18 protein-coding genes are annotated in these 21,054 nt (G+C 48.9%); 8 read left to right on the plus strand and 10 right to left on the minus strand.

Translation table 11 applies throughout. The features are described from left to right. Positions 1–55: 55 nt before the first annotated feature. Complete coding sequence (tsaD, locus tag KDM87_RS16960) at positions 56–1,084, plus strand: tRNA (adenosine(37)-N6)-threonylcarbamoyltransferase complex transferase subunit TsaD (protein WP_212680311.1); 1,029 nt, start codon at positions 56–58, stop codon at positions 1,082–1,084. Positions 1,085–1,229: 145 nt separating this feature from the next. Here tsaD and plsY read toward each other — a convergent pair whose 3' ends face one another. Then, on the minus strand, positions 1,230–1,835 hold the full coding sequence (gene plsY, locus KDM87_RS16965; protein WP_212680312.1) for a glycerol-3-phosphate 1-O-acyltransferase PlsY: 606 nt from the start codon (positions 1,833–1,835) through the stop codon (positions 1,230–1,232). A 108-nt stretch (positions 1,836–1,943) separates the two neighbouring features. Beyond that, on the minus strand, positions 1,944–2,438 hold the full coding sequence (gene ybaK / locus KDM87_RS16970) for a Cys-tRNA(Pro) deacylase (protein WP_212680341.1): 495 nt from the start codon (positions 2,436–2,438) through the stop codon (positions 1,944–1,946). 710 nt (positions 2,439–3,148) lie between these two features. On the opposite strand from ybaK, the gene KDM87_RS16975 reads away from it, so the two are divergent. Both KDM87_RS16975 and KDM87_RS16980 read left to right on the plus strand, forming a co-directional pair. Then, positions 3,149–6,037 carry a TonB-dependent receptor domain-containing protein gene (locus KDM87_RS16975; protein WP_212680313.1) on the plus strand — a complete coding sequence of 963 codons (2,889 nt, stop codon included), beginning with the start codon at positions 3,149–3,151 and terminating at the stop codon, positions 6,035–6,037. Positions 6,038–6,299: 262 nt separating this feature from the next. Beyond that, entirely contained in the window at positions 6,300–8,105 is a 1,806-nt protein-coding gene (locus KDM87_RS16980) for an alpha/beta hydrolase family protein (RefSeq protein ID WP_212680314.1), read from the plus strand. Between the two features lie 93 nt (positions 8,106–8,198). Here the strand turns inward: KDM87_RS16980 and xerD are convergent, their stop codons facing one another. The 5 genes from xerD to KDM87_RS17005 all read right to left on the minus strand — a co-directional run bounded on the left by xerD (position 8,199) and on the right by KDM87_RS17005 (position 13,090). Continuing rightward, complete coding sequence (gene xerD / locus KDM87_RS16985) at positions 8,199–9,122, minus strand: site-specific tyrosine recombinase XerD (protein WP_212680342.1); 924 nt, start codon at positions 9,120–9,122, stop codon at positions 8,199–8,201. Between the two features lie 31 nt (positions 9,123–9,153). Next, positions 9,154–9,651: a methylated-DNA--[protein]-cysteine S-methyltransferase gene (locus KDM87_RS16990; protein ID WP_212680315.1), complete on the minus strand. Its 498-nt coding sequence runs from the start codon at positions 9,649–9,651 to the stop codon at positions 9,154–9,156. Positions 9,652–10,175: 524 nt separating this feature from the next. Beyond that, on the minus strand, positions 10,176–11,456 hold the full coding sequence (locus tag KDM87_RS16995) for a TRAP transporter large permease (protein WP_212680316.1): 1,281 nt from the start codon (positions 11,454–11,456) through the stop codon (positions 10,176–10,178). Then, on the minus strand, positions 11,453–12,004 hold the full coding sequence (locus KDM87_RS17000) for a TRAP transporter small permease (protein WP_186885985.1): 552 nt from the start codon (positions 12,002–12,004) through the stop codon (positions 11,453–11,455). Before KDM87_RS17000 ends, KDM87_RS16995 begins: the two co-directional genes overlap by 4 nt. Positions 12,005–12,085: 81 nt before the next feature. Further along, entirely contained in the window at positions 12,086–13,090 is a 1,005-nt protein-coding gene (locus tag KDM87_RS17005; RefSeq protein WP_212680317.1) for a TRAP transporter substrate-binding protein, read from the minus strand. Positions 13,091–13,225: 135 nt separating this feature from the next. On the opposite strand from KDM87_RS17005, the gene KDM87_RS17010 reads away from it, so the two are divergent. The 3 genes from KDM87_RS17010 to KDM87_RS17020 all read left to right on the plus strand — a co-directional run bounded on the left by KDM87_RS17010 (position 13,226) and on the right by KDM87_RS17020 (position 16,889). Next, the gene (locus KDM87_RS17010) at positions 13,226–15,304 is read left to right on the plus strand and encodes a sensor histidine kinase (RefSeq protein ID WP_212680318.1); all 2,079 of its coding nucleotides are present in this window, start codon (positions 13,226–13,228) and stop codon (positions 15,302–15,304) included. A gap of 19 nt (positions 15,305–15,323) precedes the next feature. Next, a complete protein-coding gene (locus KDM87_RS17015; protein WP_212680319.1) occupies positions 15,324–15,914 on the plus strand; it encodes a response regulator transcription factor in 591 nt (196 codons plus the stop codon). A gap of 84 nt (positions 15,915–15,998) precedes the next feature. After that, positions 15,999–16,889 (plus strand): AEC family transporter, encoded by an 891-nt coding sequence (locus KDM87_RS17020; RefSeq protein ID WP_212680320.1) that lies wholly within the window; start codon positions 15,999–16,001, stop codon positions 16,887–16,889. Positions 16,890–16,902: 13 nt separating this feature from the next. On the opposite strand, the gene queG is transcribed toward KDM87_RS17020, so the two are convergent. After that, the gene (queG, locus tag KDM87_RS17025) at positions 16,903–17,988 is read right to left on the minus strand and encodes a tRNA epoxyqueuosine(34) reductase QueG (RefSeq protein WP_212680321.1); all 1,086 of its coding nucleotides are present in this window, start codon (positions 17,986–17,988) and stop codon (positions 16,903–16,905) included. A 79-nt stretch (positions 17,989–18,067) separates the two neighbouring features. On the opposite strand from queG, the gene tsaE reads away from it, so the two are divergent. After that, the gene (gene tsaE / locus KDM87_RS17030) at positions 18,068–18,553 is read left to right on the plus strand and encodes a tRNA (adenosine(37)-N6)-threonylcarbamoyltransferase complex ATPase subunit type 1 TsaE (RefSeq protein WP_212680322.1); all 486 of its coding nucleotides are present in this window, start codon (positions 18,068–18,070) and stop codon (positions 18,551–18,553) included. Then, positions 18,517–19,947: an N-acetylmuramoyl-L-alanine amidase gene (locus tag KDM87_RS17035; RefSeq protein WP_212680323.1), complete on the plus strand. Its 1,431-nt coding sequence runs from the start codon at positions 18,517–18,519 to the stop codon at positions 19,945–19,947. Before tsaE ends, KDM87_RS17035 begins: the two co-directional genes overlap by 37 nt. 54 nt (positions 19,948–20,001) lie before the next feature. Here KDM87_RS17035 and KDM87_RS17040 read toward each other — a convergent pair whose 3' ends face one another. Then, the gene (locus tag KDM87_RS17040; RefSeq protein WP_329604949.1) at positions 20,002–20,328 is read right to left on the minus strand and encodes a hypothetical protein; all 327 of its coding nucleotides are present in this window, start codon (positions 20,326–20,328) and stop codon (positions 20,002–20,004) included. Positions 20,329–20,333: 5 nt separating this feature from the next. Next, a complete protein-coding gene (locus KDM87_RS17045; RefSeq protein ID WP_212680324.1) occupies positions 20,334–20,981 on the minus strand; it encodes a VTT domain-containing protein in 648 nt (215 codons plus the stop codon). Between the last annotated feature and the right edge of the window lie 73 nt (positions 20,982–21,054).

Genomic DNA, 21,054 nt, shown 5'->3' on the forward strand with positions numbered 1-21,054 from the left:
CGTGTTTTGCTAAAACGCGGCTTTTTATACTTCAAAAAATTTCAAAAATAACTTCATGATAGTGCTAGGTGTTGAATCTTCCTGTGACGAAACAGGGCTGGCTTTGTATGACACGCAACGTGGTTTGCTTGCGCATGCCTTACATTCGCAAATCGCCATGCACAGAGAATATGGTGGTGTCGTACCCGAACTGGCTTCGCGCGATCACGTTCGCCGCACTCTGCCTTTATTAAATGAAGTCATGCAGAAAGCAGCGATACAGAAACACGATATCGATGCGATTGCCTACACTCAGGGACCCGGGCTCGCTGGCGCCTTATTGGTCGGTGCCTCTTTTGCCTGCGGCCTTGGCATGGCACTGAATAAACCGGTACTCGGCGTGCATCACCTCGAAGGTCATTTGTTGTCGCCACTACTGGCCAGCCAGCCGCCGGAGTTTCCATTTATCGCATTATTAGTCTCTGGCGGCCACACGCAATTAATGCGGGTCGATGGTATCGGTGCATATCAGTTACTCGGTGAAACCCTCGATGATGCTGCGGGCGAAGCATTCGACAAATCCGCAAAACTACTCGGGCTACCTTATCCGGGCGGCCCAGAAATTTCCCGGCTGGCAGAATTCGGCAATCCTGGCGTGTTTACCTTTCCGCGCCCTATGCTGCATTCCAAAGACTTGAATTTCAGTTTTTCTGGTCTGAAAACAGCGGTACTGACTGTCGTTAAAAATCAGACCGCCAATATCTGCGAACAAAGCAAGGCTGATATCGCGCGCGGCTTCGTCGATGCGCTGGTTGATGTGCTGGTTGCCAAGTGCGTCACCGCGATGAAAGAAAGCGGTCTCAAACGACTGGTGATTGCGGGTGGTGTCGGCGCTAACCGGCAGTTACGTGCTGCGTTAAATGCAGCCGCTGCCAAGCGTCGCTTTCAGGTGTATTACCCGGAACTGGAATTCTGCACCGATAACGGTGCCATGATTGCGTTTGCGGGGGCGATGCGACTCAAAAAAAATCCCGCGGCAGCGACGCGGGATTATGGTTTCAATGTACGGCCACGCTGGCCTTTGCATGAATTAAGTGCTGCCTGATACTGTGTCAGTTCACGCCTGAAACGCAGATTCACTCTTCTGCGCAAAATTGCCGCTATTTCTATCGGCTTTTTTGTCGCAGAGAGTGACGTCCTGCTGACATCAAGTAAGCGCGCAGCACTCAATGCGCGGCGCACCGGAATGCTTACTTTTTCTTGCTGCCGATTTTGCTTTCTTTGCCCTTCATCAGATTCACAATGTTCTGACTATGACGGTACACCAGCAAACCACTCATGATAAATACGGCCAGTAATTTTACATCCGGGCCAAATAACATACCGTAATAGAGTGGCGCAAAAATCGCCGCAATCAGTGCCGCCAGTGAAGAATAACGAAATGCAAAGGCAATTACCAGCCAGGTCACCAGCGTCGCAACGCCGAGCCAGGCATTAATACCGATCAATACGCCAGCCGCAGTGGCAACGCCTTTGCCACCAACAAACTTGAAGAATACCGGCCACAGATGTCCGAGGAAAACCGCAATCGCCACCAGCGCGATACTGCCGTCATCCAGTTGAAACTGATCCGCATAATGCGTCGCCAGCCAGACTGCAAACCAGCCTTTGACAGCATCCCCCAGCAGCGTTAATACTGCGGCCGCCTTATTACCACTGCGCAGAACATTCGTTGCGCCGGGATTTTTAGAACCATACGTACGCGGATCGGACAAACCAAATAATTTGCTCACCACCACGGCAAACGAGACAGAACCAATCAGGTAAGCCAGCACACCGGCCAGAATAGTATTCATGTGTTTCCTAAAGAAGCTGTGGGGGCAAAAATATACTCCCCCCAGTATTTTTAAAAGCGCTTTATTGACGCAGACAATAAGGCCATTTTATAACATACTCCCTCAGAATTACTCTTCCAGGGCACATTCAACAGCACGCGCCTGCAATAAACTCTGCAACAGCGCAGGGGAAATTCCGACCAGATAACCGCGACGGCCACCGTTGATATAAATTGTCGGTAAATCCAGAATCGCCCGTTCAACATAAATCGGCATCACTTTTTTAGTACCGAACGGCGAGGTTCCGCCGACCATATAACCTGAATGCTTCTGCGCAATTTCCGGCTTGCAGGGCTCGATTGATTTACACCCGATCTGGCGCGCCAGATTTTTGGTTGATACCTTGCGATCACCGTGCATCAACACGATTAATGGTTTCGCCGCCTCGTCCTGCATGACCAAGGTTTTAATCACATGATGCTCATCCACCCCGAGTTCACGCGCAGAAACCGCAGTACCGCCATGTTCCTCGTAGGCATAAGGATGCTCAGAAAATTCCGCCTTGTTTTTACGCAAAAACTGCGTCGCAGGCGTTTCAGATACGTGTTCTTTCTTAGCCAAAATTTAACCTCGTATTGCTATTAATGTTGGTAGCAGATTATAGCGATTAGACGCATACGCACGAATTTATCACCGATTAGTCAAATTGACTTTGAAGTCTTTTCACTTAAAAAAATAATTCACACGAGCAGACAATCTGAGACACCAATCCAAACAAATGTCAAAAATTACATATTTGCACAAAATTAGTGCGAATATTAAGAACATTAAAGTACCCATATTTACTTCAACGATACATTCACCTCGATAAAGATTATCTCTGTGACGAAATACAGTACGAGAACACAAAAAGAAAATTAATTATCACAAAAATAATACTCAATAAAATTATCTATTAAAAGATTATTTTGAATTTCGACTAACTAACACATTTACACGATGAATACCTGTTGCTCCCCAAGCAAATAAAAGCTCATGGAATTTCAATTAAAAAAATGAAAAAATGAAAATAAATTTACATTTTTGTAGCCAACATGCAACGTTTAGTCATAATAATGTAACAAACACTTTCATATATGCCTGTTTTATTTACATAATATTCCAGCGACTGATTTATTAGCTTTCATTTCATTCCGAAATCTGATTAGCACAAAAAACATATCCAATTGTGGCTTATGGTCACTGGGTCAGGTTCTGTTTATTCCACACTAAGTCTTTAGCTGCTCAGTTTTGTAAGCATCAGCGTTGCGTTCGTTAACCGTTTTGGGATCATTATGATTTTTAAAGAAAAGATAGGCGTACAGTCAGTACGCTTGGCAATCGGAGTTTTAGCTGGCACGGTCTTATTATCCGGCGTGGCTCAGGCTCAAGAAGATAAAAGTGTTCAGAAAATCGAAATCACTGGCTCGAATATTAAACGTGCTGATAAAGAAGGCACGTCACCTATTCAAACTATTACTGCCAAAGAAATCAAAGAAAGTGGCGCAACCACAGTTCTCGATTTGTTGAAACAAGTCCCATCGATGGGTACTGGTGGTTATAACGATACTCCTGATCAAAACAGCTTTTCCCGCGGTGTAGCAACTGCGTCCTTGCGTGGTCTTAGCTCTACTTCCACACTGATTCTGTTGAATGGCCGTCGTATGGCACCATCTGCCTACGCCAATCCAAATAACGGTCAGTCTGCGTTATATGATCTGAACAGTATTCCACTGTCGGCTCTGGAACGCGTCGAAATTTTCAAAGACGGCGCATCTGCTGTGTATGGATCAGACGCGATTGCAGGCGTTATCAACTTCATTACCAAACGCGATTACAAAGGCGGCGAAGTCAGCGTATCCGCAGGCGCGAATGATGATCGCGAATTTGGTCGCCAAAATGTGAACGGCACCATTGGTTTTGGCGATTTCGCAAGCCAAGGCTATAACGTTTTAGTATCATTGGATGTGACGAAGAAACAAGCTACCAGCGAACGCAATGGTTCCAACGATATCCAGGCTGAACAATATGCAGCCATGAACTATCGTCTGAATCCATATTCCAGTTTTGCTTCTAATCAAGGTTTTTTCTATAAAGAAAAATCACCTAACACTAAGTCATTCAACGTGACTGGCCCAACCGTTATCAATCAAACTAATTGCGACGCGTCCCGTAAAATAACTGGTTCTGCAGCAAATGGCATCACACCAACCAGTGTATTGTTTGGCCGTACTTTCTGTAACTACGATTTAGATCAATTTAATGATGTACAGGGTAAATCCGACGACATCAACTTCATGGCAGTCGGCAACCTGAAAATTAATGAAAACCTGTCTGCATTCAGTGAAGTTGCTTTCACTGATTCAAAACGGGTTTATCGTTCGGCGGCCAGAACCATTGACGGCAGATCGCCAACAACTAACTTTGTCGTTGGTGGCCTTGGAGACCCATTCCAAGCTATTCTGCCAGTCGGACATCCAGACAATCCAAACCCAGATGCGCGCTCAGCGGTCGTTTATCGCTTCGAGAACCTGAAAACAGGTACTGATCTGGAAAACCAAAATGCTCGTCTGCTGGCTGGTTTACGTGGCAGCCTTGGTAGCTGGGATTGGGAATCAGCTCTTTTGTGGAATCGTTCAAAACGCATTGAAACACAGTATGGTTTCCTGTATCTGCCGACTTTGCGTAAGTTGATTACAGAAAACCGCTCACTGGCTTCTTTAGCAGCGGATCCTACGATCACTAAAGACCTGACAAATAACGGAACTTCGCAAATCGCTCAATGGGATGGTAAAGCCAGCACTGAATTTGGTAGCTTGCCAGGTGGAGCAATCGGTTTCGCGGTCGGAGCAGAACTCCGCCAGGAAAAACTGTCTATCAGTCCTGATGCAGCAAATGCTCGCGGTGACATTCTGGGTCTGGCGACAACTGCAATTGAAGCAAAACGTAATGTTTCTTCGGCTTTCTTTGAAGTCCGTACTCCATTCATGAAAAACTTCGAGATGGATTTTGCAGGTCGTGTGGATAAATATCCTAACCTGAAGGCCAACTTCGTTCCTAAAGTCGGCGCAAAATGGACTGCAACTGATAGCCTTGCTTTCCGTGGTAGCTACTCAGAGGGTTTCCGTGCTCCGGCATTATCACAAGTTGCGCCAGGCGGTGCACAGTACTTTATGAGTAATGTTGTTGATCCTGTTCGCTGCCCGAGTGGTACTACACCGGTTGCCGGTGCAGATCAAACCGATTGCGCTAAGAGTATGTCAGGGGTCGGCGGCGCAAATCCTGATCTGAAGCCAGAAACATCCAAGAGTCTGGCGCTGGGCTTGATTTTCTCGCCAACAAAAGACTTTGACATGACCGTGGATGCTTATAAACTGCGCCAAGAGGGTGTTGTTGCTCTTGCTGATGCCACTTTTTTACTCTCACATCCAGCTAATTTCCCGGCAGATTACATCACTCGTGATACGAATCCATTGAATCAGTTGAAAGATGCGAATGGCAATCCTATCCCAGGTACTGGCCCACTTCTGGCAGTAAAAACGCCATGGACCAACCAAGGTAGCACTGAAGTCAGCGGTATTGACGTTGATATGAAATTACGCACAAATCTGGGCGAATACGGAAAACTGACTACTGGTCTGCAAACGACCTATCTGATCTCTTACCGTCGTGCAGAACAACCTGGTCAGGTAGAGCGTAATGCTGTTGGTACAGCTGGCGATCTGAACGATTTCGCGACCTCAGTTGGACCTATTCCTCGTCTGCGTGCGACATTGAGTGGTCGTTGGGAAAAAGGCCCTCATAGTGTTAATGGAGCGATCCGCTTTGTTGATAGCATCACGCAATATCGTCGCTACAACAATGATGTGACCTATGCAAATGGTGGAGTTTGTCATTGGGGTTCTGGTCAGACAGCAGGTACGCCACAGCTGGGAGGCATTCCTAAGTACCTCGACTACTATCCAGATTGTACAGTTCCAAGCTGGACAACAGTTGACCTTGGCTATACTTACACCGGTTTCAAAGATCTGACACTGGGTATCAACATCAGTAATATTTTGGATACAAAAGCACCATACTATCCAACTACTACTGCTGCCTCCATCGCTCAGGGTTACAACTCGACACTGCATAACAATACCGGCCGTTATTTCCGCGTTTCTGCGAAATACACTTTCCGTTAATTTTATGTAGTTAGCTGGACAATAAACGCCTCGTTTATCGAGGCGTTTATTTTTTCGATAGTCGGAATCAATTTTCTTTGAGGAAGTTATGCAAACATTGCTTCGTAAATTTTGTAGAGCATTCGCTGTTGGTGTATTGCTTAGCACTGCTGCAATACCATTTACTGCACATGCACAAAACAATCCGATACCTGTAGAAAACTTTTTCAAAAGCTCGCAGATCTCCGACGTTATGTTTTCGCCTGATGGAAAAAACATAGCAATGCTGGCAGCCGGAGCAAATGATCGTTTAGTTCTGGCAATCATGGAAGTCGATAAATTAAAACCAAAGATTGTGGCCGGTTACGAAAAAACTGATGTAGTTTTTTTTCAATGGGTGAATAACCAGCGACTGGTTTTCGGCGTCGGTGATCGCGCCCTTGGCGACGGTGACCGTTATACTGGTAGTGGCTTATTTGCCATCAATAAAGATGGTAATGAATTGCGGGAATTGATTGCAACCGGTGACACAGGAGGGAAATTCAGAGTACTCAATGGTTACCATGCTTTTCTTGATGTCACTCACGTTCCTGACTCCAATGACGTATACATCACTCGCAGCACTGGAACACGTAAGACACCGTCTTACACACTGATGAAACTGAATACGCTCAACGGCTACAACGAAGTGATCCAGACACCAACGAATTCCGAAAGTTTCATGATTGATAAATCGGGTGAAGTAAGGGTTGCTGCAACATCAGAAGACAACCTTTCTGCTGTGTATTATAAAGACCCAAAAACACAGCAATGGCGAAAACTGATTGAGTACGATAACGTTAAAGGAAACGGATTTTCCCCGGCATTTATCGCCCCTGATGGGCAGTTTTATGTCACTGCGGCAAAAAAAAGTGACACCGTTTCCGTATTCCGTTTTGATCTCGAAAAAAATAAACTGGATGACACGCCTATCGTTGCCACAAAAGGATTTGATTTCCATGGCAATTTCGTTTTCAATAAAAAAGAAAATAAACTTCTGGGCATTCACTACGAGAGCGATGCCTATTCCACCTTGTGGCTGGATGAAAAATGGAACGGCTTACAAAAAACAATCGATGCTGCATTGCCTAATACAGCGAATCTGATTTGGGGTCCGAAAACCGCGAACAACGATACCATCCTTGTACACTCGTTCTCTGACGTCCATCCTGGCTCATATCTGCTGTTCAACACAGAGACAAAGAAATTTGTTCCTATTGGTGACGTTCATCCGGAAATCAATTCTAAAACAATGTCCTACAAGGACTTTGTCCGTATCAAAGTACGGGATGGCATGGAAATTCCTGCCTATATCACTTTGCCCAAAAACAGCAGCGGCAAAAATCTGCCTATGGTGGTGATGGTACATGGCGGTCCGTATGTCCGTGGCGGACATTGGGAATGGAATCGCGAAACACAGTTTCTTGCATCCCGCGGTTATGCTGTACTTGAACCAGACTTCCGCGGTAGTACAGGTTATGGTATCAAGTTGTTCCGGGCGGGCTGGAAACAATGGGGACTCGCAATGCAGGATGACGTGACCGATGCGACCAAATGGGCGATTGCTCAGGGTTACGCTGACCCCAAACGTATCTGCATCGCAGGTGCCAGCTATGGTGGTTACGCAACACTGATGGGCTTAATCAAAGAGCCGGATTTGTATCGCTGCGGTATTAGTTGGGTTGGTGTGACTGACATCAATTACTTATTTGATGTCACCTGGAGTGATACTTCTGGCTCCGCATGGTCGCGTTACGGTATGCCATTGATGATCGGTGACCAGACTAAAGATGCAGAGCAACTGAAAGCGACCTCGCCTGTCACGCAAGCCCATCGCTTAACAAAGCCCCTGATTCTTGCTTACGGCGTAGCAGACCGCCGCGTACCTTTGGTTCACGGTGAACAATTCAAAAAAGCAGCACCTAAAGACGCAAAAATTGAATGGATCACGTACCCAAACGAAGGACACGGATGGCGTACGCTGAAAAACAATGTTGACTTCTGGACTCGCGCTGAAAAATTCTTGAATGAAAATACGGCGATAAAATAAGTCGCTTAATACACTCATCTAACCTGCGTCGCTCTGGGCCACGCAGGTTTTTTATTCATTTCGATTTGTAAGCTGGGTTTGCAATAACTGCACTCACCCTCGCGGATGATGCTGCGCATGTAGTTTTTTCAATCGTTCTCTGGCAACGTGGGTGTAAATTTGTGTCGTAGAGATGTCAGCGTGCCCGAGCAACAGTTGCACGACTCTCAAGTCCGCTCCGTGATTAAGTAGATGCGTGGCAAATGCGTGGCGTAAGGTATGGGGAGAGAGGTGTATCGTAATCCCGGCCTGCGCTGCATATTTTTTGATCAGAATCCAGAACATCTGGCGCGTCATCGCACCACCGCGTGCTGTCACAAATAAAGCGTCGTCGATCTGGCCATTTAATATTGCCGGGCGAGCTTCTTTTAAATAACGTTCCAGCCACGATCTGGCATGCTCGCCAAATGGCACCAAGCGTGTTTTATCCCCTTTCCCGGTCACACGCAGTACGCCCTCATTCAAGCCAACTTCCAAAGACTTGAGTTGCACCAGTTCACTGACACGCAGACCACATGCATACAGTAATTCCAGCATAGTGCGATCCCGCAGTCCAAGTGGAGAATCATCAGGAGCCTGAAGTAAAGACTCTACCTGTGCTTCGCTCAGGGTCTTGGGTAAGCGGACGGGTTGTTTTGCCGATTTGAGCTTGCTGCACGGATTTTGCCTGACCAGATTCTGCCGGACCGCGAGCAAATAAAAACGTTTCAATACGCTGAGCCGCCGATTGGCAGAAGTTGCCTTGGATGAGGTGTGCTTCAGCGCGATATAGGTGCTGATATCGTCGTAATCAGCCTGATATAAGTCTTTGCCAGTCGCCTGTGAAAACCATTCCGCAAACAGGCGCATATCCCGCCGGTAAGCTTCTACGGTGTTTTTTGCGAGCCCGTCTTCCAGCCACAAAATATCGCAGAACTGGTCTATCTGCGCCATCAATTCTGCAGGCAATAAAAATGGCACCGAATTATCTTTCGGCATTAAATCAGTCTTTTTTAAACCAGCGACATCCTCACGCATACTCAGCGACACCTTCATGCGCCAGCAACCAGCGTTTGACGCCAAGATGAAAGCCCGTCTCATCATCATGATGAGCAAACCCACCCAGGCCGCCTGCGGCGGTAACGCGGTGGCACGGAATCACCAGCGGATACCAGTTAGCGCCGCAAGCCTGACCAACCGCGCGCGGCGCAGAGCGGATTTGCTTGGCAATCTGACCGTAAGTCAGCACCTGCCCCCGTGGAATAGATGCAATCCCGCGCCAGACAGCGTTTTGAAATGTTGTGCCAACAGGTCGCAAAGGAAGATCGAACTGATAATCAGGATCGTCGAAATATTGAAGTATTTGTGTCGCGACCTTCTCAGAGAGGAAGTCCGCAGGATCTTTCTCCTGGAATCGTGGTGGCAAATAAACCAGCTCTGTCAGTAAGGAATCAGCCACGCGGATTCCGACTGCGCCAAATGGCGCCGCAACGATGGTAGAAAAAATACCGCTCTCTTTATCCGACATGAGTGTTCCTCAAAAAGGGAAAAGCTTGCTTCAGTAAGTGTGACAAACACATGCCCATTCTCAGATCAGCCTGCTCCTCAATCAACTCTGTGAATTTTAAACGCCAGCGTACTTGCCGTCAGCATAAAAAAACAGCAGGCAGATACTGACAAGTTTATCCGCCAGACATGCTGATTCGGCACTGCGGGTAACATCAATGCGATTCGGAAAAGAAAAAAGGCGCATCAATGATGCGCCTTGAAAGCATGTTTCGCGTTTTCGGCTGTTTAGTTATTGTGTTGCCACAATACTCAGCTTGTAATAAAAACGCGCGTCTCCTCAGTGTACGGCATGGGTACCGTTTTCTTGCACTACCGCCTTTTAATCTTCTGAACTGCTAAAACTTCAACTGCGCAGAATATAGCACGACCGAATACCAGTGACAAAAAAAAACTACGCAAAAATACTTAATTGTTGCGGATATGTAAAAGACATGTACATATCCGCAAAATGTGCTAATCCAATTTATTTATTAAAAAAATCAATTATTTGTAAATTAAATTCGGCAGCCAAGTAGAAATCTCAGGAATGTACGTAATCAGCAGTAAGAACGCAACCATCGTCAGCAACCACGGCAAGACCGCAACGGTTAATTCCGTTATCCCCATCTTGGTAATACCAGAGGCGACGTACAGATTCAACCCAACGGGAGGATGACACATTCCAACCTCCATATTCACCACCATAATGATGCCGAAGTGGACAGGGTCGATACCGAGTTTCATCGCAACCGGGAACAAAATCGGCGCCATGATCAGCACGATGGATGATGGTTCCATCACATTACCCGCTAACAGCAGCAGAATATTCACCACCAGCAGGAAGCTGATCATGCCAAAACCTTTGTCCATAATCCAGCTTGCCATCGCTTGCGGGATATTTTCACTGGTCATCAGGAATGAGAACAATACTGCGTTCGTGATAATGTAGAGCAGCATCGCCGACATAGAAGCTGAATCCAGCAAGACCTTCGGTACTTTTTTCAAGCTCATGTCTTTATACACAAACACGGCGATCACAAACGCATACACTGCGGCAACTGCAGCGGCTTCCGTCGGTGTGAACATACCGCTGTAAATTCCGCCCATCACAATCACGATCAGCAACAAGCCCCAGGCGCTTTTTCTGAACGCAGTAAAACGCTCTCCCCAGCTAGCTTTCGGCATACGAGGGTAGTTGTGTTTACGCGCTAAAAACCATGTGGTCAGACCGAGCAGAAATGCCAGCATCAGGCCAGGGATAACGCCCGCCATGAATAATTGCCCAACCGAGGTATTGGTCGATACCGAATACATCACCATCACAATCGATGGTGGAATCAGAATACCCAATGCACCGGATGTCGTAATCACCCCGGCACCAAAGCCTTTTGGATAACCTTGCTTGACCATCGCAGGCAAAATAATTGAGCCGATCGCGACCACCGTCGCTGGCGATGAACCCGACACCGCAGCAAACAAAGCACAGGCAAGAACGCCAGCCAGCGCCAGACCGCCATGCCAATGACCAACCATCGCTGCTGCAAAATTAATCATCCGTCGGGCAACGCCACCGTGCGTCAGGAAATTACCAGCCAGAATGAAGAACGGAATCGCCATGATTTCGAACTTTTCTATCCCGGTAAATAACTTCAGGGCAACCGATTCAATCGGCACCTGTGTCATTGTGAAGAGGAAGGTCAGTACTGTCAGGCCGAGTGAAATCGAAATCGGCATGCCGGTCAGCATCAACAGCAATAACAAGACAAAAATAATGGTGGCGTTCATGCTTTCACCTCATCTTCGAGACCATCAACATGGGTATGATCGTGTTTAGGCAATTCACCGGTTTTAACGAAATTCCAGATAACTTGCAGAAAACGGAAACACATCAGATAGGAACCCAGTGGGATCGCGAGGTAAACCCACCACATCGGTATTTCCAGATCAGCGGAGGTCTGATCAGTATGGGCAATTTCCCATACAAAACTACCGCCCAGTGTGCCGACAATGCCGGTAAATAAAGCGCCGGCAGCTAAGCCCAGAATCACAAATTTATAACGATTCGCAGGGCTCAGTTTATTGATCAGCACATCGACGCCAACGTGAATGCCGGTGCGTACACCGTAGGCAGCGCCAAACTTTGCCATCCACACAAACATGTAAATGGTCAGCTCTTGTGCCCAACTGGTATTTATTTTTAACAGCTCGTCTTGCAGGTAAGGGATTTCAAATCCCGAAAGATAACGGTGTACCACCGCCATGAAAGTGACCAGGGTTGCAGCGCCCATCAGGGTCGCAATCAACCATTCCTCTAGGTGATCAAGGAATTTCATTGTGTTCTCCTGTGAAGGATAGGAATGAGAGATGAGAACCGGTGAACCCCAGGTTACCGGTTCTCATCTGACGGAAAGAACTTACTTGATACCGAGTTTAGCGGCTTCTTTGTTGACGTTTGCAATCAGATCTTTACCGATCCGTGATTCCATCTGCTTTTGCACTGGCAGCAAGGCTTTGCGCCATTCTGCTTTTTCTTTTTCAGTTGGCACGTAGACCGTTGTCTTGCCGGATTTTTTCACTGCTTCCAGCGCATTATCGTTTTCTTGCTGGGCAATCGCATTTGCATACTTGGTCGCCGCTTTCATCGCGCCATCTAACTCAGTACGAATATCTGCAGGCAAACCATCCCAGAATTTCTTGTTCACGATCACCGCATAGCCAAGGTAGCCATGATTTGTCACCGTCACATGCTTTTGCACCTCGTGCATTTTTTGTGTGTACAGATTTGATGGCGGGTTTTCTGTGCCATCTACCACACCAGTCTGCAAGGCCTGATACACCTCGGAGAATGCCAGCACTTGTGGGTTCGCATTCAACGCACGCATTTGCGCATCCAGTACTTTGGACGATTGTATGCGTAATTTTTGTCCCTTCATGTCAGATGGCAAATGAATAGGCTTATTCGACGACATGACTTTAAAACCGTTATCCCAGTAACCCAGACCGGTAATGCCTTTGGTTTCCAGTTTTTTCAGCAGATCTTTACCGATAGGCCCCTCTGTGACCGCATACAACACATCTTTGGTCGGGAAAATGTAAGGCAAATCAAACACCTCAAACTCTTTGACGCCTAAAGGACCGAATTTAGCCAGCGATGGTGCCAGCATTTGCACTGCACCCAACTGCAATGCTTCTAATTCTTCTTTGTCTTTATACAGGGTGCTGTTTGGGTACAGTTCAACTTTCACGCGCCCTTTGGTCGCTTTTTCTGCGAGTTCCTTAAAGCGCTCTGCAGCTTTGCCTTTTGGTGTATCGCTGGCGACAACGTGGCTGAATTTAATGACGATAGGGGATTGTGCAAATGCCGCGCCACTGACCAGTGATGCCGCCAGAAGCGAAAACAGAACGGATTTGATTTTCATGAGAGTCTCCAGTTTATTGATTATCAAAGTTATTATTCTACGATTATTCGAAATAGTCACCCGCTGAACAATTGTGGAAAACCACATACCGCATTCGATTGCGCATATAAACAACACCTGCAGTAAACTAACAGCATGAAACGTCTATATAAATCGCAGCGATGGCCTAACGACAAGTGGCGCTGGATCCTCCCTATTTTACTGATCGCCCTGTTTCTGACCACGCTGATCTGGTTGCCGTGGCAGGCACAACGTATGGAGGCGAATGAACGACAGGAGCAACTGATTGCCGACACCCTTTGGGTGGAGCAGGCGATACAATTTCAGATCGATCGTAACGATGAAATGCTGCGTCAGATCGGTGCCGATATGATGAATATTGGCCTGAAGCCGGATGCGGTTTTGCTGCGCTTCCGTAATTTACTGCAAAATAACCATGAGATTTCCCGCCTGGTCTTACTCGACCAGCACAATGCTGTTGTCACCTCTTCACATGACACGGCGTTCAACTCATCCAATATTCTGGCGCCCGATGACATCTATTCTGCACAGGCAGAACTGGATAACAAAACCCGTTGTTTTGCGCCGAGGCAGGAAACCAAATCACAGAAATACAATTACGTCATCAGTTGTCAGATTCCCTTAAAGAAAGAAAATCACTATTTCGGCAGCATCATCATCACCTACCATGCCAACGGCATACTGGAAGAATTAGTCCCGTGGTGGTTTGCGCAGGAAAACCAGATTTCGCTGCTGGACAACGATGACAAAGTAATCGCAACACGGGCCGCAGGCGGGCCGGGTAAAAATGTGTACACCCACAACCGCAATCTGGAACTGCCCGGCGTCACACTCGCGCTGCGCACCAACAGTAATAAGAGCGAACCCAAACTGCTGTCGAATTTGCTGGTGGTCATGGTCATTCTGCTGTCTATGGGCTTGATCTGGAGTCTTGTTGCTTTGTGGCGCGACATCAATCGCCGCCTTGCTGCCGAGGGTGCCCTACGCCAGCAAGTGATTTTTCGTACGGCGATGGAAAACTCGCTGATCACAGGTTTGCGCGCACGCGATATGCATGGCCGCATGACGTATGTGAATCCGGCATTCTGCAAAATGGTCGGCTACCCGGCAGAGCAAATCATCGGTCGCTTACCGCCAATGCCGTACTGGGCGCCTGAAGTGGTTGAGGAATATCAACAGCGTTTTTCCAAACTGCTGGCTGGTTCGGTGCCGCAAGACGGCTTTGAAACCATTTATCAGCACGCGAGTGGTGAGCGAATTCCGGTCTTGATTTATGAATCGCCGCTGATTGATGAGAGCGGTAAGCAAACCGGCTGGATGAGCTCGATACTGGATATTTCTGAACTCAAACGGGCGCAGGAACTGACCCGCCAGCAGGAAGCCAAACTGCACTCAAGCGCGCGGCTCGCCACCATGGGTGAAATTGCCTCCATGCTGGCGCATGAACTGAATCAGCCACTGGCCGCTATTTCCAGTTACACCACCGGCGCCATGAATCTGCTGGAAGCGGGCGATACCGATAAAGCCTTATTGTTGTCCGCCATGGAAAAAGTAAAAACCCAGGCGCAGCGTGCCGGGCAGATTATCCGCAGCGTGCATGAGTTCGTCAAAAAACGGGAACCAACCCGGGAGCTGGTCGACATCAATGCGCTGATAAAAAATGCGCTGCCGCTGGTCGAACTGCAAGCGCAGGCCGCGCACATCAGCCTGCAATGGCTGCCACTGCCCGGCACACCACAGGTGCTGGCGGATCAGGTGCTGATCGAACAGGTATTGCTGAATCTGACCCGCAATGCGATTGAAGCGATGGAAGACACCCCGCCGGAACACAGAAATTTGCGCATACAAGCCAGCCTCGACAATGACGGCGATATCGTCGTGGAAGTCATCGACCGTGGACACGGCATTCCCACCAGTGTGGCTGACCGCCTGTTTTCACCGTTTTTTTCCACCAAGACAACGGGCATGGGAATGGGGCTGAATATCTGCAGAACCGCGATTGAGTTTCATGGCGGCAAACTTACTCACCGCGACAACCCGGTCGGTGGTAGTATCTTCCGCTTCATTCTGCCGGCAGTGCACGAAGAAAACAGCCCGACTGATCTGCCGACTGCAGCGTCACAAAAAAATAATGAAGCGGTTAAATATGCACAAACCGACGCAGCGCGACCGCTTCTGCCCGTGACATTCTGATATCGCAATTGGAGACGACATGCTACACATCATTGACGACGAGGACGTGATCCGCGATTCACTGTCCTGGCTCGCCCGTTCACGCCAGATTGCCGCGATCGGTTACAGCAGCGCAGAACAGTTTCTGGCCTCGCTCGATCAACCTTTGCGCTTTGATACCGAAGGCGACTGCATTTTGCTGGATGTGCGCATGGAAGGGCTGAGCGGCATTCATCTGTTTGACATTTTATCCGGCAAAAAACTGACCAAACGTCTGCCGGTGATTTTTCTGACCGGGCATGGCGACGTACCGATGGCGGTCGATACACTCAAACGCGGTGCTTTTGATTTCTTTGAAAAGCCGTTTAACGATAACAAACTCATGGACAGAGTGCAGGAAGCGCTGGCGCAGTCACGTGCAGCAGGTGTTTCTGCCGCCGTGCATGAACGCCTGGCGACTCTGTCCGCACGCGAAAAAGAAGTGCTGGAACTGATTTTGCTCGGCAAAATGAACAAGGTCATCGCCGATGAACTCGGTATCAGCATGCGTACCGTGGAAGTGCACCGGGCGCATGTGTTCGACAAAATGCAAGTCAAAACCGCCGTCGAACTGGCTGGAATTCTGAAGTAATTTTTATTAAAAATGGGGGAGTATCCTTGATTTTCACCCTATTCTCCTTGTAAACATTAGGGGTTGAAATATACTCCACCCAGTATGTCTATCTTCACCCTACTCTTTCCTGATTTTAGTTTAATTCTGATCGGCTTCCTGCTCGCCCGCCATTCCCACTGGGGAGGCCATTTCTGGGCTGGCGTCGAAAAACTGGTTTACTTCCTGCTGTTTCCTGCCCTGCTGTTTTACACCACGGCACGCACCCGCTTTGATTTTCATGCGACCGGACATCTGTTGCAGGTTGCCATCATCGCCACGATCGCGGGCATGTTGCTCGGCTGGCTGGCGAAATATCTGTTCAAAACAGCACCGCGTATTTTTGAATCTGGCGTACAAACGGCGTTCCGTTTTAATTCGTATATTGCACTGGCGATCGCGTCCCGCCTCGCGGGCGATCAAGGCACTGCGCTGATGGCGTTACTGATAGGGTTTCTGGTGCCTTTATGCAATATGGCAGCGGTCTATGCGCTGGCACATAACAGCGGCCGCTTGCTGAAAGAAATCGCCAGTAACCCGCTGGTCGTCGGCACCGCCAGCGGCGTGATCGTCAGTCTGCTGGATATCCCATTGCCGGAAGGAATTGCGGCAACGCTGTCGCGACTCGGCAACGCTGCCATCGCACTCGGCTTGCTGGCCGTGGGTGCCGGAATGAAGGTGTCAGCAATACACGAAGCAAAAGGTATCGCTGCCTATTTTCTCTCAGTGAAATTGCTGGCTTTACCGGCGATAGCGCTGGTACTTGGCCGCTGGCTGGAATTACCTGCACTGCAATTGCAGATCGCCGTCATTTTCTGTGCACTGCCGACTGCTTCCAGCGCCTACGTGCTGGCGGCGCGCATGGGGGGCAATGGCCCGTTCGTCGCATTTCTGATTTCTGCCAGCACCGTATTATCAGTACTGAGTTTGCCGATCTGGCTGGCGCTGGTGCGCTAGCGTCACCAGACTTTCACGGCGCGCTCAGGCCATGGCAGGCCAGCGCCCACATCACATGCTCACGCACCATTTCTGAAGGGTGATCAAGGCGCGCACGTAAGGCGGCTACGATGGCGGCATCGCCATGCATCGTGGTCGCCGCATTACCGAGACCGACCGCAATATTGCGCAACCAGCGTTCATGTCCGATGCGACGGATAGGGCTGCCTTCCAGCATGCGCAAGAACTGTTCTTCCGTCCACGCAAACAAATGCACCATGCGCGCATGATCCAAACCATTTCTGACGGCAAAATCATCGACTGCGGCAGCTTGCGCGAATTTATTCCAAGGACAATGTAACTGGCAATCGTCGCAACCATACACACGGTTACCGATCAGCGGCCGGAATTCCAGTGGGATACTGCCATGCAGCTCTATCGTCAGATATGACACACAGCGCCGCGCATCGACTGTGTATGGCGCGACGATCGCCTTCGTCGGGCAAACATCGATACACGAAGAACACTGACCGCAGTGATTACCAACAGGCGGGTCAACCGGTAAAGGCAAATCGACCAGTATCTCGCCCAGAAAAAACATAGAGCCGGCTTCGCGGCTCAATAGCAAGGTATGTTTGCCACGCCAGCCGAGACCCGATTTTTCTGCCAGCGCCACTTCCATTACCGGCGCTGAGTCTGTAAAGACGCGGTAACCAAACGTACCGATCTGCTGGCTGATTTTTTCGGCCAGTTGCTGCAGGCGACTACGTAGCACTTTGTGATAATCCCGGCCGCGCGCATAAATAGAAATCACCGCAGTATCTGCCGTGTGCTGTGCTTCTGCGGCGCGCCAGTGTGGATCGGCGGGCAAGTAATTCATGCGAGCCGAAATCACCCTGACCGTGCCGGGCACTAATTCAGCCGGGCGACTGCGTTTGGTGCCATGTGCCGCCATATACGCCATATCGCCATGAAACCCAGCATCCAGCCATTGCTGAAAACCGGCTTCGGTGTGGCTGAGATCAGCATCAGCAATGCGGATTTCTGCAAAGCCGAGTTCTTTGCCCCAGCTTTTGATCTGTGCGGATAAAGCCGCTAAGCTGTCATCATCCAGATTCACGCGGCAGACTCCGGCAAATACACAAGGGCGGGGCAATATGCTATGTTTAGCGAATTCATGAATACGGACTTTGCAGGAAATGTCACATTATAAAACCACACTGCCTGATGAAGCAGCAACACAGGCTTTAGGAAAAAGTCTCGCCCACACTTTAGTGCCGGGGCTGGTGATTTTTCTGCACGGCGATCTGGGCGCAGGCAAAACTGCCCTCACCCGCGCCATGATTCACGCCGCCGGTTTTACCGGTAATGTAAAAAGTCCGACGTATACGCTGGTAGAACCGTATCAAGTCAACATCCAATCGCAAACAACAAGCATCATGCATTTTGATCTGTACCGTATGCTGAGCGCCGAAGAATTTATCGATGCCGGATTCCGCGAAGAGTTTAATGCATCGAATATCTGTATCGTCGAATGGCCGGAAAAAGCAGACGGCGTGCTGCCGGAACCTGATCTGAATGTATTTTTAAGCGTCGCAGGTGATGGTCGTGAGGTAGAATTGCAAGCGTTGTCTGCCAAAGGTATCGCATGTCTCGCATCACTCCAATTCGCCCCGAATCTGTAAGCCAGAAATCCCCATCACGAAAGCGACGCGCTTTCATTAAAGCTGGCGGCACCTTGCTGCTTTCCGTTTGTGTGCCGCAAGCAGCAAATGCGGCAAAAATTCTGGCTGTCCGCGTCTGGCCTGCAGAAGATTACACCCGCGTCACGCTGGAAAATGATATTGAGCTCAATACTAATTTTTTCACGGTAAAAAATCCTGAGCGCCTGGTGGTTGATATCGAAGGTCTGGAATTAAATCCGACCCTGAAAGAACTCGTGGCGAAGATACAGCCGAACGACCCTTACATCAAGCAGGTGCGGGTTGGTCAGAATAAGCCCAATGTTGTGCGCCTGGTATTCGATTTAAAAGAAGAAATCAGCCCGCAGGTATTTACCCTGCAACCCGTTGGCAACTATAAACACCGGCTGGTCTTCGATCTGTATCCAGCCAATCCGGCCGACCCAATTGCTGCGCTGATAGAAAAAGGCGAATGGCACAAAGACACTCAGAACAAAAGCGTTGCCCCGACTACCCCAGCCATGGCAGGTGAAGTCAAAGCCGATGGCAAATCCGACCCCAAAGCGTCCAGACCAGACTTAATGGCGGAAGCAAAGCCAGACGATAAATCTGCGCTGAAACACAACGAAAAAAACGAACCGCATCTGAGTGAAAAATCACCAGACAAATCAGCCGCACCGGCGATGACCCGCATGATCACAATTGCGATTGATCCGGGTCATGGCGGTGAAGATCCCGGCGCGACCGGGCGTGGCGGTAGTCGCGAAAAAGATGTGGTCCTCGCGATTGCGAAACGTCTGAAAGCCAAAATAGAACAGCAACCGAATATGCGCGTGATGTTGACGCGCGATGCCGATTATTTTGTGCCGCTGAACGTGCGGGTACAAAAAGCCCGTGCTGTGCAAGCCGATTTATTTATGTCAGTGCATGCCGATGCGTTTGTGAATTCATCTGCGCGTGGTTCGTCGGTATTTGTGTTATCCGATAAAGGTGCGAGTTCAACCGCGGCACGCTGGCTAGCGGACAAAGAAAATGCGGCCGATCTGATCGGTGGTGTGAATATCAAGAATCACGACAAGCAGCTCGCCAGCGTCTTGCTGGATTTGTCTACAACGGCGCAGATCAACGATAGTTTAAAACTCGGCAAAGTCGTGCTGACAGAAATCAGCGGCATCAATAAATTGCACAAAGGCTCGGTGGAACAAGCCGGGTTTGCCGTTCTGAAAGCGCCGGATATTCCCAGCATATTGATAGAGACAGCGTTTATTTCCAATCCGGAAGAGGAAGCAAAACTGACCGATGATGCGTATCAGGATCAGATGGCGGATGCCGTGATGAAAGGTATCAAAAAATATTTTTCAAAAAATCCACCGCTGGCAAAAAGTCGCCTGACCTGAATAATTATCAGCAATGCAGTTAAAAAAATGCCCGACGATCCCGCCGGGCATTTTTTATTCTATGTGCGCACTGGAATCGCAACCAACACCAGCAGCGATCCAGCGTCTGACTCTGCGCGCAAACCAGGCCTGCCAGCATAACGGAAGCCAGCGCAGATACTGTGCCGGTTGCACCAGCATGCCGCAGCGGTAAGCTGATGAAGCCTGATCCCACAATAAAGCGCGACAGCTACCGCGCCGTTGCCACAAAAAAACAAGCGCCACCGGGCAAGGCTCGGCAGCGCAGCAAACACCACAGCCATTACAGGCCTGGCCGACTTCAGGCTTCAACGGTGCTTGCTGGCGTAGCCAGATCAGCGTCGGTGAAGTCGGCTGTTTCACAATAGTCAGGCTGCTTTACGCAAGCGTTTCAGCATTTTCCACAATGCCCCCAGCAACAGAGGCACAATCGCAGCACCAACGCCGACCAGCACAATGGCGTTCAGATTTTTCTGTATGAAAGGAATATTACCGAAGAAATAACCGCTCAACACCAGCGACAATATCCAGAGCAGCGCACCTAGCACATTGAAGAGCTGGAAAGTGCGGTGGGTCATATCGGAGATCCCCGCCACGAAAGGCGCAAAGGTACGCACGATAGGCACAAAACGCGCCAGCACAACCGTTTTACCGCCATGCTTTTCGTAAAACTCATGGGTCTTTTTCAGCGCTGCCTTGTCTATCCAGCGATAGTCACGCGCCATGACTTTGTGCCCAATCAAACTACCGATCCAGTAGTTAATCGTATTTCCTGAAATCGATGCGAGCAGCAATAAACCAACCAGCAGCCAAGGATTCATCGCACCCGTCGCACAAAAAGCACCGGCAATAAACAATAAAGAATCGCCAGGCAAAAACGGAAAAATGACAAACGCAGTCTCACAAAAAACAATCGCAAACAAAACGACGTACACCAGCGTTCCGTATTCCGCAATCACCATTCCCAACATCTTATCGACATGTAAAATCATGTCCAACAGTTGCATGAAATCCATTATTGTTCCAGTCAAAGAAATCGCGGCAATCATACACTAAGCCGCAGTACACGCAAGGCAGCGCAGGTATAAT

Origin of the sequence: Cognatundibacterium rivi, from assembly GCF_018139565.1 — a bacterium.
GTDB classification, from domain to species: domain Bacteria; phylum Pseudomonadota; class Gammaproteobacteria; order Burkholderiales; family Burkholderiaceae_D; genus Undibacterium; species Undibacterium rivi.